We start from the raw sequence: 14534 nt of genomic DNA, 5'->3' as shown, positions 1-14534 counted from the left end.
CCTGGCCTAGAATCTAAATGCGTTCAGACCGGGGTACTCGGCCACCGCGCCGATTTCTTGCTCGATCCGCAAAAGCTGGTTGTACTTGGCCGTCCGATCGCTCCGGCTTGCCGAACCCGTCTTGATCTGGCCGGCGCCTGTCGCGACGGCAAGATCAGCAATCGTAGCGTCCTCCGTTTCCCCTGATCGGTGACTGATAACGGACGTAAATCCATTCTGGTGTGCCAGTTCGATTGCCTCGAGCGTTTCGGTTAAGGTACCGATCTGGTTCAACTTGATCAGGATAGAGTTCGTGCAGCCCTCATTGATACCCTTGCGAAGCCGTTCCGTATTTGTCACGAACAGGTCGTCGCCGACGAGCTGCACGCGGTCACCGACCGCTTCGGTGAGGTTTTTCCACCCGGCCCAGTCGTTCTCGTCCATCGCGTCTTCGACTGAAATAATCGGGTATTGATCGACCCAGCTTGTCCAGAATTTGACCATGTCATCGGACGACCGGCGCTTTCCGGGATCACTCTTGTAGAAGACATAAGCGCCGTCCTCGAACATCTCCGAAGACGCCGGGTCGAGTGCGATGTGCATGTCCTTTCCGGCCTCGTATCCGGCCTTCTCCACCGCCTCCAGGATGACCTCAATCGCTTCCTCGTTCGACTTCAGGTCTGGAGCAAAACCACCTTCATCACCGACCGCCGTATTGTAGCCTTTCGACTGCAGCACCTTTTTCAAATTGTGAAAGATCTCGACACCCATGCGGAGGGCTTCCGAGAATGACGCAGCACCGGTCGGCATCACCATGAACTCCTGCATATCCACGTTGTTGTCGGCGTGCCGGCCCCCGTTGATGATGTTCATCATGGGTACGGGCAACCGGTTCGTGTGCGTGCCACCGATGTACCGGTAAAGCGGGAGTCCCAGCGTATCTGCAGCCGCCCTGGCCACGGCAAGAGAGACTCCAAGAATTGCGTTGGCGCCGAGTTTACTCTTGTTGGGAGTTCCATCGAGGTCAATGAGGTATCGATCCAGGGCCGTTTGCTGCAGAACCTCGAAGCCCATGATCTCGGGCGCGATCATTTCGTTCACGTTTCGTACGGCCTGCAGAACGCCCTTTCCCATGTACACGTCGGGGTCGCCGTCTCGCAACTCCACGGCCTCGTGTTCACCGGTGGAGGCGCCGCTCGGAACCGCCGCCCGACCAAAGGCACCCTCGGTCGTAATGACGTCGACTTCGATGGTTGGATTGCCTCTGCTGTCAAGAATCTGACGTGCGATTACTTCTTCGATGATCGACATGGGAATTACGAATTGATCAGTATGATGGGTATCGACAAACGGTCTGGTGGTATCGAAAATTCGATACTGCGACTGGCAATAACAAATGAAGCGTTGTCGCGGAAAGGCAACAAAAAAGGGCCGGCAGTTTCCGGCCGGCCCTTGCAAATGACGATAGACGCTCAGTCTACGGACTCTTGACGGTAGTCGCCTCGCTGATCCAGCCGTAGCATCCGTAGTCTACCACGTAGCGCTGGCCCACCTGCCAACCCTTGAAGAAGAGAGCCTCCTGGTCAGGGTAGTAGGCTCGATACTGGCGGCTCTTGCGTTGCGCTGCACCTGCGACCGTCGGGTCTACAGAGCGGGCGCGGTCGTAGTAGTCCGTGACGAGCCAGTACACGGCGCGGTCTTCTCGTTCGAAACTACCGCAGTTAGACACCGCGGTGACGTAGAGGTCGCCGATGGCCATGTATGCAGCACCGTAGTTGCGATCAATATCGAGCGCTCGCCGGAAGTACGTCCGGGCCCTGGAGAGTCGACCCAGTTGCTGCTGGGCGATTCCCATGTTGTAGTAGATATCCTTGGCCCTTTCGTTGCCGTCCGGCATTCCCATGGCCTGCTCGAACATTCCGAACGCCTGATCGGCTTCGCCGTCCTCGAGCTTCATGACACCCAGCAAGAAGAACGTCTTCGACGTAGCCTCGCAGTTCAGCACGCGCTGCTCAAGCTGGTAGACATCGTCTCGAAAACCCAGATCAAGAGCGAGCTCAAACTTCTCGAGTATGAACTGGCAGTTCGACGGATCCTTTTCAAGCTGACTGGAAATGAAATCAAATCGCTCTTCGGGCGACGTGAACAGTGCGCCTCGCCAATTGGTGAGCATGGTGCGCACCTCTTCGTTCTCTGGGAACTCCGCGTCGAGGACGTCAATGAAATCAACCGCAGCCTGCTTGTCGCCTTTCTGTGCGTAGCCGGCGATAATGTAGTTCATGTAGTAAGGCTGCAGCTTCTGAGGCTCCAGATCGTAAGCCTGCCGGTAGAGGTCCGTGATCATGGGCTGCAGGTCCGGCAGATGCTCTGCGTTTTCCTGTATGAATTTGCCCTTTGCGAAGATCCAGTCCCGCTCGCTCACCTCTGCGTTTGCGTCCTGTAATCTGGACACGGCTGTGTCGAAAATGACTAGCGCTGAGTCGAAATAGGCCTGCCGCGTGGCGAGGTCCTCTTCAGCGACGGCCATCTCCCGAAAAACCTTGACGGCGCGCTCAAAATTTCGATCGTTGTTTCGAGGAAACCCTGGCGCATTCTGCAGAATCCACTGCAGATTCTGTAGCGCACCCGCGTAGTTTTCGTTCTTGAAGTCCTCGTAGTAGAGGCTGTAGTACATGGCCTTTTCCTGGTCACCAGACTGCGAGAGGGCGGTTTCTGGTGCCAGCATCAGCAGGCTGAGAACGATGGCGGCTCCACCGAACGGGGATAAGAGCGTTTTCATAGACATGGAATATCTTGGTTCAGCGTGTCCCGAGACGGGTCCGGGCCTTCCTATTATCCGAGCCGTGTCTTCTGGAACCAGCGTTCTCCAATGTTGACGTTAATGCCGAATCTGTAGAAGGTTTCCCTTATCAGGCCATTGTCCGTGGTTCCACGGCGGCCCACCTGGAAGTTCATATCAATCCGTGTGCCAGGGATTCTGGTCGGGAAGCTTATCCCGGCCGAGGCGCCCGTAGATCTGAGAGTCTGACCGGGCATCGGTTGCACGTAGGATTTGTCGGTGAAAACGCCGAAGCGATAGGCAATCTGGCTCGCGTATGAGGACAGAAGATCGTTGCCACCCGGCAGTAATTCAACGCCCATTGCCAGACGTATGCGATCCTGAAGCTGGGCGCCGCTCGATGTGACGCCCGGGAAGGCAACGTTCGTGCTGAAATTTGTCCATGGCTCATACCGGGCGTCCAGCATAACTGTGAACTTCGTACTCGGAGAATATACCAGACCGGCACCGACACGAAGCGGGAGGTCGACGTCTACATCCACGTCGGTACCCAGCGTGTCCTTGTCAAGAGATCGTCCGATCGTCAACACTCGGCGGCCGTCAAGTTTGGCCGGAAGTGAGAATGTCAGTCCAAGCTGAAGTGCATCCTTCTGACGAAGAAGACTACTTGCATGTCCGATCAGGCCGACGGTGGCTGAGGCGCCCGAAAGTCGCGTCGAGTAAGAGATGGTGGTCTCGGTGAACTCGGCGTCGCTGAATGACGTGCGCTGGACTTCGTCGATGATGCCGAAAATGAAGTTGGCCGTAGCGCCGACCGACAGGAAGGATCCGACTTTTGCTCCCAGGCCCACGTCGATCTTCTGCAGCCCCCCACCGCCGGTGAACTCGACCGAATAGTCGGCGGGATCCTGGACTCCATCTGTGCCCGCCAGCACACCACTCTGCCGCGCCGTGTAGCCGACGCGCGAGAAAGGTGCGAACGCCATGCCCATGCCGAGCCGTCGCGAGAGCAACGGAAAACTGAAGAACACGTGATCGAGCGTACCGAATCCCACCTCGCTTTTCTCACTTGCAGCATTCGTGGCAGCAACAGACTCGTAACGGAGACCCGTACCCACCCTGGTCAAAAGCTGGTCGCCCCAACCTGCGGGGTTTGAGAAGTTGCCTCGAAGCGGCGATCCGAGCGCAAAACCATCACCGCCCATCGCCTCCGCCTGCGACGAACCGAAGGACCGCAATTCGCCGATCCCAAATCTCGAATAGATTGACCCGTCACCTCCACTTTGTGCCACTGAAACGCACGGCGAAAGTGCGATCCAGGCAGCGACGAGGCTAACGACTAACTTAACGTAGGACGCTCCCTGCGGTCTTGACATCAACATGCGGGTATTAAATACTTGACTACAGTTCGGCCGGCTTGATTACGGTAAGAGCCATCGTTGGTCCGTCCGTGTCGATCGTTCCGTCACTGAGAATGAGGACGTTGGCAGTGTTTTGCACCGGTTGCAGGTCGATGCTACCCATGAGCGCGAATGAATCGAAGACGGACTGACCGATGAGAGCGTCCTGAAGCGTCGCGCGAAGTACCGGGCCATCAAACAGCAATACACCGTCGGCTACTGAGCTTGTTGCCAGTGGCACGGCTACGCTGTCTGACGTTATCCCCACGAAGTCGACCTGTGTCAACGCCGGACGGACAAAGTTGGGCGGAAGCTGTTGGTTGATCGCCAGCGAGTCGTATGAAACACGCAGGACGGCTCGTGACACAGCTACGTTGGCCAGGTCGACGGAATCGAAGTCAAACTCGACTCCCAATCCCGAACTATGCCCATCCTGCAAAACGACTCTTCCCGGCTGCGGACTGCCGGGTGATGTACGCGACACCAGACTCAGATTCCGACTGAGCAGAAAGTTGAGGGTATCTCCGCCTGAGACGACCAACATGCTGCTTTCGTCGAAGTCGATTCCGAATAGCACGCCGTTGCTCAACGGTTCGACAAGGAAGCCCTGGAACAGCGTGACGAAGTCCTGCGATCGGAGGTTGGCTTCCGTGACGGGATCCTTGTACCATGACTCGGGAAGTGGAATCACCAGAAGCGTATCGGCAGCGCCAAGCATGGCCGTCGTGATCTGCGGACCGGACGGGATGGAGGCTGATGAGTTATTTCCGGTGGCGGTCCACGTCTCAAAGATCTCGCTGACCGAGACATCGATTGTTGAAGTCGTGTCCCCGTAGATGTAATCCGGCACGAGCTGTAGCTCTGCGTACTCGACGGGTCCCTGCTGGAAGTCGGCGGATGGGATCAGGGTTGACGGTATGGCAAAATCCAATGCGGCGGCGGCTCGCGTTCCGCCAGCCAGCGGATCTTCCACCGATCCCAACATTGCCCGCCGCGCATTTCCCGTTACATCGTACGTGACGTGGTTGGACTGGAAGGCAGGAGAAAGCTGTTCGATCTGAGGTGCGCCGGAACGAATGTCGATGAGTTCGACGCCGACACCGGTCGGATCATCACAGCCCAGAGTCGCGGCAAGTAGGACGAAGGCAAGCTTCGCGTGAAGAGGTCTCATCAATCGGTGGAGGGGAAGAGAGCGTGGGGATGCGGAATCGAGGTAACGCCGTATGGTAGCCGTTTCGTATGACACTGTTTCGGCTTCATCGAAAAACCCCACCGGCACAGACCGCTGGGGCTTCCGAATAGCGATTTGTTGATGCCCTGCTCAGACCGCCACGTCACTACACACCTGTTCGTACAGCTCACATCCCAGGTCCCGGATCTCATCAAGGTCCATCGAGAACTGAGGCACGTCGGGCGTCGACGGGTCGATATGTGATGGATACGCAATGCCATCCGCGTAGGCCAAACCGACCTGGCAGAGGTCGCCACCGATCAACTCCTTGTCTACATCGAGTCCGAATTGAGAGGCCATCTCTTCGTCCATCAGCGCACTCGGATCGACGTCATCGGGCGTATAGATGCACTTGCTGTTCTCGAACAACGGATCGGACCCGAATTCGGAGCGGAGCACCAGCGGAACGAGGGAGCCGGCCCAGCCGAAGGCATGAATGATGTCCGGCGCCCATCCGAGGTTCTTGATCGTCTCAAGACAACCACGTCCGAAGAACAGGGCTCGTTCGCCGTTATCCGAGAAGGGCTTGGCGTCGCGATCAGCGAGTATGCCCTTTCTCTTGAAATAATGGGTATTGTCCATGAAGTACACCTGGAGCCGGATGCCCGGTATCGAGGCGACTTTGACTTTCAACGTGTGGCTCTCTTCGCCCATTTCTACCTCGGTTCCGGAGAGGCGAATGACCTCATGCAGGCGATTTCGCCTCTCGGAGATCGTGCCGTATCGAGGCATCATGATGCGTGTCTGGAAGGAGCCCGTATTGTGAATCTGCTCGGGCAGATTCCTCACCAGATGGGAAAGCCCGTTTTCCTCGGTGAATGGTGCAACTTCTCCAGAGATGAAAAGAATCCTTATCGCGTCTGCCATACGTGATTTGAACCTTTGAATGCTAGATGGAATCCTTCATTGACCTGACGAGGAAGTGCAAATTGAAGTCACCGGTCATCCAGCAAAAGCTCGGCTGCAGACTAGCGAGGCAACGTCGATCTTTCGCTGTCTCAATGACCGGCCCTTCACACGCTACGTTGTTTCAGGCCCTATAATTAGCCCCTAAATATACAGAATTCCGGCTCGCAAAAAAAGAGCCCTCTGCATCCTCCAAAGCCGTTTTCGGGCGCGGTCCAGGGCCGATTGGCCTGGAATCGAGAATGGATCCACAACACCGCTGTGTGGGACAACGCGATGAAGGATGATTCGCTGAATATCTGATGCAGGATTAGTCATGCATGGGTCGACTGTTCTTTTCGATGGATTCTGCCATCTGTGCAACGGGGCTGTGGATTTCATTCTGCGTCACGATTCCCGTGAGCGCTTCGTGTTTGCGTCGCTCGACTCTCAGGCTGCGCTTGCAGCAATGAGGCAGCGGGGCCTTGATCTCCCGCAGGGTGACTCGATTATCCTGATCGATGGGGACGGAATTCACACGCTTTCCGACGCCGTGATCCGAATCGCGCGGGGCCTCGGATTCCCGTGGTCCATGGCGGCGATCAGCGTCATAGTCCCGAAGAAATTGCGCGACGGGCTTTATCGCCGCGTTGCGGCGAATCGGTATCGCTGGTTTGGGCGGCGCGATGAATGTCGTATCCCGACGCCTGCTGAGCGACGCAGATTTCTTACTGACGAGGGCCCGTCTGGCGGCCCGATCACTCGGAGTTGACGGGTTGAGCGTTCTGGAGCAGTTCGAAGTAGCGCTTGATGAGCTCCTCGTAGTCACGTGAATAGCCACTCTCAAGCGCGCGGATAAGGTCTCTCCGGAGTTGGTCCGCTCGCTCATCGGGTGTGAATTCGCCCGGGCTTTCTCGATCAATTTCTTCGCCGGACTGGCTTTCGCGCCGTTTTTCGCGGCCGCGCTTGTTCATTGAACGCGAGGCATCAAGCAAGCGTGTCAGGATTTGCTGTTGGCGCTGCATCATGTTCCGGTCGTTCCGGAATTGCTGCAACTCGCGGATGGTCTCTTCCATCTGCTCCGCGATGCGGTCCAGATCACCAAGCGCCTTGCCTCGCAGTTCCGGGTTGCGGCTCAACTCCTTTAATTCCTGCTTGATCTTTTCCTGCTGCTCACCCAACTGCCGAATCCGCGCCTGCATATCATTGGTGAGTCGCTGGCCCTGCATGTCGTTGAGCATCTCCTGGATCTGCTGATTGAGCTGCTGCTGCTGTCCAGCCATTTGCTGCAGTTGATCCAGCATCTGCTGCATTGACGGCGCACCCATGTTCATCTGCTGATTCATCAGCGTATTGAGCAAGTCGCTCAGGAGGAGGGCCAGTTCATTCAGATGCATCATGGAACCCTTCTGGTGCCCTGCCGCTCTGCGGGCCGATCGATCGGCGAGCGCCACCGTGGCCTGGCTCATCTCGCGGAGTGCCGAGCCCGTATGAACCTGCACCTCGCGCGACATCTCAGGTATCTCGCGGGAAAGCTTTTGAAGTGTATCGCTCACCACGCGAAGGCCTTCGCCAAGTTCGATCTGATCTTTGGCAAATCGCCTGAGCGTCGGACTGTCGGAGGCCGTGCCCTCAACATCTGCCTTCATTGCCTCCTGTTGTTGCGATAGTATGAGCACGTCGTTCAGCGCCTGGCGCAGCCCAGCCATGTTAACCTGAAGCTGTTTGCCTGCCATACTCTGTTGCATTTCGCTGAGCTGCTGTTGCAGGTTCTGCAGCTGTTGCTGCATCTGCTGCTGCCCCTGCATAGCCGGCTGCATTTGCTGTTGACGCAACTGCTCCGCGTTGTCCTTCATCTGCTGAGGAATGTCCTGATTCTCAAGCTGCGACCGGATTTGCTCCAGTTGATTTGACGGTACGCGGGGAATCTCCTCAAGCATCTCCTGCAGCTGTTCGAGCTGTTCCTGAAGATCTTTCATCTCCGCCTCGGATTGCTCTTGCTGACGTGCCAGATCCTCAGCCTGCTCGTTGTTCTCCGCACCCTCATCGGGATTGGCCGCATCACGCTCGTCCGCCGGCTTCTCCTGACCAGAGGATTCCTCTTCGTCCAGCAGCTTTTGCGTCTCCTTTTGAAGTTCCTCCTGAATTCCGGCAAGTTCCTCTGCTCGACGTGCGGCCTCCTCCAGGCCCTGACGGGCCTTGAGTCTCTTAAAAAGATCAAGGGCCCGCTCCAGTCTTTCCTTGAATTGGTCCTCGTTGAATTCGAAGTCCTGCATTGCCTGCTGCATCTGCTGCAGGTCCATGGATTGCATGGCTTCACGAAGTTTCTGTAGCGCTTCCATGAGTTCCGGCGAACTGATCTCTTCGATGGCGCGCTGAAGTTGTTCGTAAACCTCCATGGTCTCATCGCTGAGCAGACTGTTGTCCTGCAGCTGCTGCACGAGATCATCGACGTCTTGTGAGATCTCCTCGAGCTGCTGGTCGACCTCCTGCTGAAGGTCCTGTATCTGTTCAAGTTCGCGGGAATCGTCCCAATCCGCCTCAGGTTTTCTTCTCAACTCATCGCGGAGTTCATCAAAGCGCTCATCCACTTCGCCAGCCTTGTCCAGAAGATCCTCCAGTTCGTCAGTTGTCTCGTCCGATTCCTCCTCGAGCTCTCGAAAACGATCCGCCAGCGACGGCATCACGAACGTGTGCGTCCTGGAGTCGGCGGACTTGTATCCTCTGAATGTGTCGTTATCCCAGACACGGATGAAGTACTCGAAGACGTCGCCCGGCACCGGGGACAATCCGGATTCGGATTTCATTTGCCAGATTCGCTCGACCACCTGGTCCAGGTCAGTACCCCTGAAGACGTCGATGGGCAGCTCGGTGAACGACTCGCGAACGGATCCGAATCGACTCTGTGCAAGGCGGTACATCAGGCTGACCCTGTGCACGCCGTAGTCGTCCATCACGCGCGCTGTGAGAGCTGGCTCGAACGGTTCAGATAGCTCTGCCGTTACGTCTGGTTTGATGATGGATACGGACGGCGGTCCGTCCGTGAGAAGTTCGAGCCGATACGTGATCGGGCTGACACTCTTGATTCCTTCATCGCTGGCCAGTTCGACGTGGTAAGTGCCTGACCGGACAAGCGTAAAATCACCCGAGGCCACCCCATCGGCGATCGACAGTGAACGACGCGTTCCGTCGTCGAACACGACCTCCGCCGTACCGGCGGGGCTTCCACCCAGTTCAGCCGTCAAGATGATCCGTGAACCCGGCAGAGCGCTCACGTCGCCGACGTTCGCTCCCAGGTCCTGTCTTCCGATGCGAGAATATCGCGGGCTTTCAATAGCAACACTCAACTCCCGGACCACCGGCCGATCGACTACATCGACCCTGTACCAGGATGATGTTACAGGCCGGGCCACAACGCGGTATTCGAAACTCTGTCTGACGTTTGACTCCGTGTAGTTAAACGACGTTGGGGAGCCGCGCGTCGGCCTCGACCTGGAGACGGATCGTTCGCCTTCACGTCGAAACTCCAGCTCCGGACTTACGTCCCCCTTGCCGCGGATCGTAATGCGGACCATGAGCGAGTCACCGCGGATGATCTCCGCATCGCCGGGCTCAACATCGATGATGAACGGTGCCGGTTTTTCGAACGACTCGGAAAGTTGCATTAGACGCGCTGTTGCGCCGAAGAACGGTCCCGGGGCCGTCAGCAAGACGACAATCAGTCCCACCAGCGGAATCATGGCGTAGCGCACGGTACGCCGGAAGCGCTCAAAGTCCTCCACGGCATCGAAGGAGATGCCCGTAATAGGCGTACTGAGCATGTTGATCGCGCCGTCGACAAGGCCGTCTGTACTGCGGCTGTGTTTGCCGCTGGAGAGGTGCAGTATGTTGAGCAGTCGATCCGTTGCCGACGGTACTTTGCTCTCAACGATGCGGGCGACGGTTTCCTCTTCGGGATGCGCCAGGAGTCCGGCAAGTCGAGCCGCGGGGTCCAGCATGTATCGAGAGACAACGAAAATCAGGGCCGCGATCGCGCCGATGACCAACACTGTGCGCGCAACAGACGGCATCCACAGCAGCGTTTCAGCCCCGGCCAGAAGCAGCCAGATTGCCGCCACACAAGCTAGTCCAGCGACCAGGCCCTGCGCCAGTCGGGCAAACAGGAGCCTCCGGCGCGCTTCATGAAGCTTGCGCCTGATGGCGTCAACGGTCTGTCGAGTCGATTCACTCATAACTCCTGGCGCGGCGGGTGCAGGTGCGTGTACCACCCGCCGTTGCTCGTGTTTCGGCACGCTATGCCTGCAATCTCATGGGGACGAATCTTCCCGTTTCCACCTACAATGAGTCGTGCTCTGCGATTGTATATTTCACGCTATGCACGATTCCGTATCGTGCACTCACAACGATTAGTAGCTGGGTCGACCAAGAGCGCCACTCGGCGCGGGAGGAGAGAATGGACGAGATTATCAGTGTGATTCTTGGAGGCGGTGCCGGAAGTCGCCTTCACCCGTTGACACTTCACAGGTCAAAGCCGGCAGTTCCGCTCGCCGGTAAGTACCGCCTCATCGACATTCCCATCTCCAACTGCATCAACTCGGACATCAATCGGATGTTTGTCCTGACGCAGTTCAATTCCGCCAGCCTGAACCGTCACATCGCCCGGTCATATCAATTCGACAGATTCAGAAACGGCTTTGTGAATATCCTGGCTGCGGAGCAAACTCCGCTGTCGAAGGACTGGTTTCAGGGTACGGCCGATGCGGTTCGGCAGAGCATGAACCACCTGGTCAGCTACAGGTACGACTACGCCCTGATTCTTTCGGGCGACCAGCTCTATTCGATGGACTACCGGAAGCTTCTTGCGCACCACAAGAAGTCGGAGGCGGAGATTTCGATTGCCTCGATTCCCGTCACCGCCGATGAGGCACCTGGCTTCGGTATTCTGAAAACGGACGAGGATCACGTGATCACTGAGTTCTACGAGAAACCCCCTCGTGACGAACTTGCAGACAAGGTCAGCCCGGTAAGCGAAACGATGAAGGCCCAGGGCCGGACATTTCTGGCGTCGATGGGTATCTACGTCTTTAATCAGGGGGTTCTTCGGTCCCTGCTGGATGCTCATCCAAATGCACATGATTTCGGCAAGGAAATCATACCGTCGGCGATCAAGAATTTGCGCGTCGTAAGCTATCCGTTCGAAGGCTATTGGAGTGATATCGGGACGATCCGCTCGTTTTATGACGCGAATTTGATGCTCGCGAAGGAGGAGCCCGATTTCGACATGTTCAATCCCAAGATGCCCCTGTACACGAATGCGCGGATGCTTGCGCCAGCGAAGATCCAGAATTCCCGTATCACGCGTTCCATCGTGGCCGAATCGTGCGTCATTGTGGACGCCGAAATAGTCAACTCCGTCGTCGGGATCCGGTCCTTCTTTGATCATGGAGCCGTTCTCAAGAACTCGGTGTTCATGGGCGCGGACTACTATCCCTGGACCGATTCCGAGATCAGAGAGGTCAAGAATGGTCCGGACCGGCCGGGAATCGGAGCGCGCTCGCGAGTTGAGAACGCGATCATCGATCGCAACGTCAGTATCGGCGAAGATTGCGTCATTGCGAATGCGGCAGGAGTCCAGGAAGGAGAAGGAGAGGGCTTTGTTATTCGCGATGGCATCATCGTCGTGCCGAAGAACGTGTCGATTCCGGCCGGCACCGTCATTTGATAGTCGGCCAGCGTCGTCGCTCTACATGCATGCGGGGATCATCGAATCACAATTGTTCGTTTTCGATTGTCTTGCTCGACACCGGACACGCTGTCATTCTCGTAGAAACACAATAAGACCTGCTCAACCGTGGATCACATCACAGCAGCCTCGCGAACTTCCGCTCTCGTAATCTTTTCTGTCCTACTGCTTTCCGGATGTCGGATGTATGGCGGTTACGGCACGGAAGTGAAGACGATTACGGAGATTGATCAGGCGAATGACCAGTTCGAGCGTTCGCTGGCGCGTGCGGAGAACAACCTGGCCGCGCTCCGTAGCAAGGTGTCCGCCAATCCAGCATTGGCCGTTCACGCTGACCGGTTCGAGTCGATTGTTGCTGATCACGTGCGTCTGTTCGATTCGCACCGAAAGGAGTTGTCGATTCTGACGTCTGGTTGGGCGGGATACCGATCCTCAAGTCGGCTCCTCGGAAGTATTGTCACCGACCACCACCGAATCGCGAATATGTACGAAGACGTTCTGAGCCGGGTGGCTGAGGATGCCGGATGGATGCGTCCGCTTCTTCGAGACCCGGCTACGTATCAGCACGTGCCGCCGTTTTATGTGGGCGTGGAGTACATGCTCGCGGCTTCGGATCGTGGACAGGTGATTCGCAGAGATCCGTGACAGGTCGTCTTGATCCTAATTGCTGCCGAGGGTTCCGGCAAGCTGGTCGATCTCTTCCGCCGTGCGAACCACGCGGTAGCTGACGGCCGTCGGGCTTTCTGAAAACATCGCCCTGGTGATAGCCCACGTTTCCTCAAACAACGGGCTGAGTTTGTATTCGTCGAGGTCGCGGTCCGAAGCCCATATGCTGTATGTCGTGAAGACGTTCGGCTGTTCGTGGTCCTCCAGCAACTCAAGCCTTTTGCACCCCGGAAATGCGCGGATGTAGCCGGCAACCCGACTGAACAGCTGCAGGAATTCTTCGACCTTCTCTGTCTGGAAGGTCATGCGAACAAGCCGGACGATAGCTGGATCCATGGTGAAAGAGTGGTTGGAGGCGCATCTACCTCGACAATATAAAGCGTCCGATCTGACATCTCAGGCACCCGTGTCGAATGCAAAGACTGCCATGCAGTTCGTGTATGCCCTGGGTGGTCTCTGCACTGTTGTGCGGAACTCCAAGGTCAGTGTAACGACGTATTATCTCGTCGTTCTCGGCGGGAAGTTCGCGGTATATCTGGCGGATCTGTTGTCTGACTTCGGCCTTTCCGGATTTTGCGGCCTGGAAGTCCAGAACCGGGAGGATCGCGTTGAGCAAGATGTGATCAATGCGGCCAATGCCCAGTGAGGTTGCAGAGCCTCGCAGCGGTCTTTCCAGTCGGACGTGTGACAGCCAGAACGGATTCATCGTGACGGCCATCATCTCGCGGAGCGTCTTCAGACGGCTATCTGACCGCTCGACGATTCCCATAAGTCTGGCTCCGGGTTGATCGGAGCCGAGAAATCCGTCGGCGACGAGAGCGGCGGCCTGCGCGATACGGATTGGAGGAAAGTTGGATGGTCTCAAACGGAAGAAAGTCCATTGAGTCCGGTTCATTGCGGGCCGGTCGGTACGTCGTGCAATGCTCCTATACCTGCGCCTGAGCAATTCGACGTACGCAACGGAATCCTGGTCACCTTCAACCGCTTCCGGTGAGGGAATCAGCGCCGCGGTACCCAGCAGAAGTGCCTCCGCGTCGATCCTGTTGCCACACCCGTGAAGTTCTGCCAGCGGAACGCGTTGAGCAAGCTCATGCATGGGTTCCTGATTCTTGGAGTATCCGAGCGCAGCGAGTACACGGGCATACACGACCTGATCCAGGTTTCCCGATCGATCGAACTCGGTCTGAACTTCAGCAGCGCGCCGTGAAAGTCGGACCTCAGCCATCTCCCTGACGAAGGAACCCGTCAATGATGCGGGGAGTCGTGGCCACGCGTGTTCACACGGCAGGACTGTGCCGTTGCTTCTATGGAGCTGTACGAGCAGCTGCCGAAGCGGCCGGCGCAGAAACCCGGAAAGCGCGATCTCGGGCAAGAGCGTGGTATCCTCGCGTTTGAGTCGGCCCGTCCACAGATCGGCCACGAGCACGACGTGAAGAATGACCCGGTTGTAGCGAGCATCTTGATCATGGCGATGCTGGAGCCACTCGCTCGAGGTGCGATGAATCTCGACATCTCCAACCCATTCGGTTCGACCGATCTTGATGCGCGCGTCGAGGAAGTCGGGTCCAGCGTCCCGGTTTGGTTGACCTGTCTGAAGTACGAGTACCGATTCGCCCTGAACTGTTTCGAGATACTTGTGATCGTATTCCCGTCTGTTCCAGACGTCGTGCACGAGTGCTTCCGGCAACTCGTGAATCCGCGCTCGCGACTCTTCGCACTGAAGTGAGGAATCGACTACGGTCTGCTCGTAGGATCGAGCGAGCATAGGCATGCTGAGAGGGAATGCTGAAACCGGCCATTGGCGTCCCGCCTTTGTTATGACACGACTTCATGCCGGGGCATAACGCGAAG

General features: G+C 57.0%; 11 protein-coding genes. 3 read left to right on the top strand and 8 right to left on the bottom strand.

Translation table 11 applies throughout. The features are described 5' to 3' along the window. Positions 1-6: 6 nt before the first annotated feature. From eno to HKN37_16930, 5 genes are all read right to left on the bottom strand, one after another. The gene (eno, locus tag HKN37_16950) at positions 7-1290 is read right to left on the bottom strand and encodes a phosphopyruvate hydratase (GenBank protein NNE48343.1); all 1284 of its coding nucleotides are present in this window, start codon (positions 1288-1290) and stop codon (positions 7-9) included. Positions 1291-1456: 166 nt separating this feature from the next. After that, the gene (locus HKN37_16945; GenBank protein NNE48342.1) at positions 1457-2758 is read right to left on the bottom strand and encodes a tetratricopeptide repeat protein; all 1302 of its coding nucleotides are present in this window, start codon (positions 2756-2758) and stop codon (positions 1457-1459) included. 53 nt (positions 2759-2811) lie between these two features. Then, positions 2812-4140, bottom strand: a complete 1329-nt coding sequence (locus tag HKN37_16940; GenBank protein NNE48341.1) for a hypothetical protein — start codon at positions 4138-4140, stop codon at positions 2812-2814. A 19-nt stretch (positions 4141-4159) separates the two neighbouring features. Next, on the bottom strand, positions 4160-5329 hold the full coding sequence (locus tag HKN37_16935) for a hypothetical protein (GenBank protein NNE48340.1): 1170 nt from the start codon (positions 5327-5329) through the stop codon (positions 4160-4162). A gap of 150 nt (positions 5330-5479) precedes the next feature. Next, complete coding sequence (locus HKN37_16930) at positions 5480-6256, bottom strand: glycogen synthase (protein ID NNE48339.1); 777 nt, start codon at positions 6254-6256, stop codon at positions 5480-5482. Positions 6257-6611: 355 nt separating this feature from the next. Between HKN37_16930 and HKN37_16925 the strand changes: the two genes are divergently transcribed. Next, a complete protein-coding gene (locus HKN37_16925; GenBank protein NNE48338.1) occupies positions 6612-7046 on the top strand; it encodes a thiol-disulfide oxidoreductase DCC family protein in 435 nt (144 codons plus the stop codon). On the opposite strand, the gene HKN37_16920 is transcribed toward HKN37_16925, so the two are convergent. Beyond that, entirely contained in the window at positions 7033-10506 is a 3474-nt protein-coding gene (locus tag HKN37_16920; protein NNE48337.1) for a chromosome partitioning protein ParA, read from the bottom strand. The two genes, HKN37_16925 and HKN37_16920, sit on opposite strands and share 14 nt — an antisense overlap. 221 nt (positions 10507-10727) lie before the next feature. Between HKN37_16920 and HKN37_16915 the strand changes: the two genes are divergently transcribed. Next, positions 10728-11996 carry a glucose-1-phosphate adenylyltransferase gene (locus HKN37_16915; GenBank protein ID NNE48336.1) on the top strand — a complete coding sequence of 423 codons (1269 nt, stop codon included), beginning with the start codon at positions 10728-10730 and terminating at the stop codon, positions 11994-11996. A 129-nt stretch (positions 11997-12125) separates the two neighbouring features. After that, on the top strand, positions 12126-12662 hold the full coding sequence (locus HKN37_16910) for a hypothetical protein (GenBank protein ID NNE48335.1): 537 nt from the start codon (positions 12126-12128) through the stop codon (positions 12660-12662). Between the two features lie 15 nt (positions 12663-12677). On the opposite strand, the gene HKN37_16905 is transcribed toward HKN37_16910, so the two are convergent. Together HKN37_16905 and HKN37_16900 are read right to left on the bottom strand one after the other, a co-directional pair. Then, entirely contained in the window at positions 12678-13019 is a 342-nt protein-coding gene (locus tag HKN37_16905) for an antibiotic biosynthesis monooxygenase (protein NNE48334.1), read from the bottom strand. A 25-nt stretch (positions 13020-13044) separates the two neighbouring features. Continuing rightward, positions 13045-14448: a DUF2851 family protein gene (locus HKN37_16900; protein ID NNE48333.1), complete on the bottom strand. Its 1404-nt coding sequence runs from the start codon at positions 14446-14448 to the stop codon at positions 13045-13047. Between the last annotated feature and the right edge of the window lie 86 nt (positions 14449-14534).

This window comes from Rhodothermales bacterium (genome assembly GCA_013002345.1).
In the GTDB taxonomy this organism is placed as follows: Bacteria; Bacteroidota; Rhodothermia; order Rhodothermales; family JABDKH01; genus JABDKH01.
This window is presented reverse-complemented; position numbering and strand designations above follow the sequence as displayed.

Excerpts from the sequence above, each read along its gene's own strand:
- HKN37_16945 (NNE48342.1), bottom strand. The coding sequence starts at position 2,758 with ATGAAAACGCTCTTATCCCCGTTCGGTGGAGCCGCCATCGTTCTCAGC.
- HKN37_16935 (NNE48340.1), bottom strand. The coding sequence starts at position 5,329 with ATGAGACCTCTTCACGCGAAGCTTGCCTTCGTCCTACTTGCCGCGACT.
- HKN37_16925 (NNE48338.1), top strand. The coding sequence starts at position 6,612 with ATGCATGGGTCGACTGTTCTTTTCGATGGATTCTGCCATCTGTGCAAC.
- HKN37_16920 (NNE48337.1), bottom strand. The coding sequence starts at position 10,506 with ATGAGTGAATCGACTCGACAGACCGTTGACGCCATCAGGCGCAAGCTT.
- HKN37_16930 (NNE48339.1), bottom strand. The coding sequence starts at position 6,256 with ATGGCAGACGCGATAAGGATTCTTTTCATCTCTGGAGAAGTTGCACCA.
- HKN37_16905 (NNE48334.1), bottom strand. The coding sequence starts at position 13,019 with ATGGATCCAGCTATCGTCCGGCTTGTTCGCATGACCTTCCAGACAGAG.
- HKN37_16940 (NNE48341.1), bottom strand. The coding sequence starts at position 4,140 with ATGTTGATGTCAAGACCGCAGGGAGCGTCCTACGTTAAGTTAGTCGTT.
- HKN37_16900 (NNE48333.1), bottom strand. The coding sequence starts at position 14,448 with ATGCTCGCTCGATCCTACGAGCAGACCGTAGTCGATTCCTCACTTCAG.
- HKN37_16915 (NNE48336.1), top strand. The coding sequence starts at position 10,728 with ATGGACGAGATTATCAGTGTGATTCTTGGAGGCGGTGCCGGAAGTCGC.
- eno (NNE48343.1), bottom strand. The coding sequence starts at position 1,290 with ATGTCGATCATCGAAGAAGTAATCGCACGTCAGATTCTTGACAGCAGA.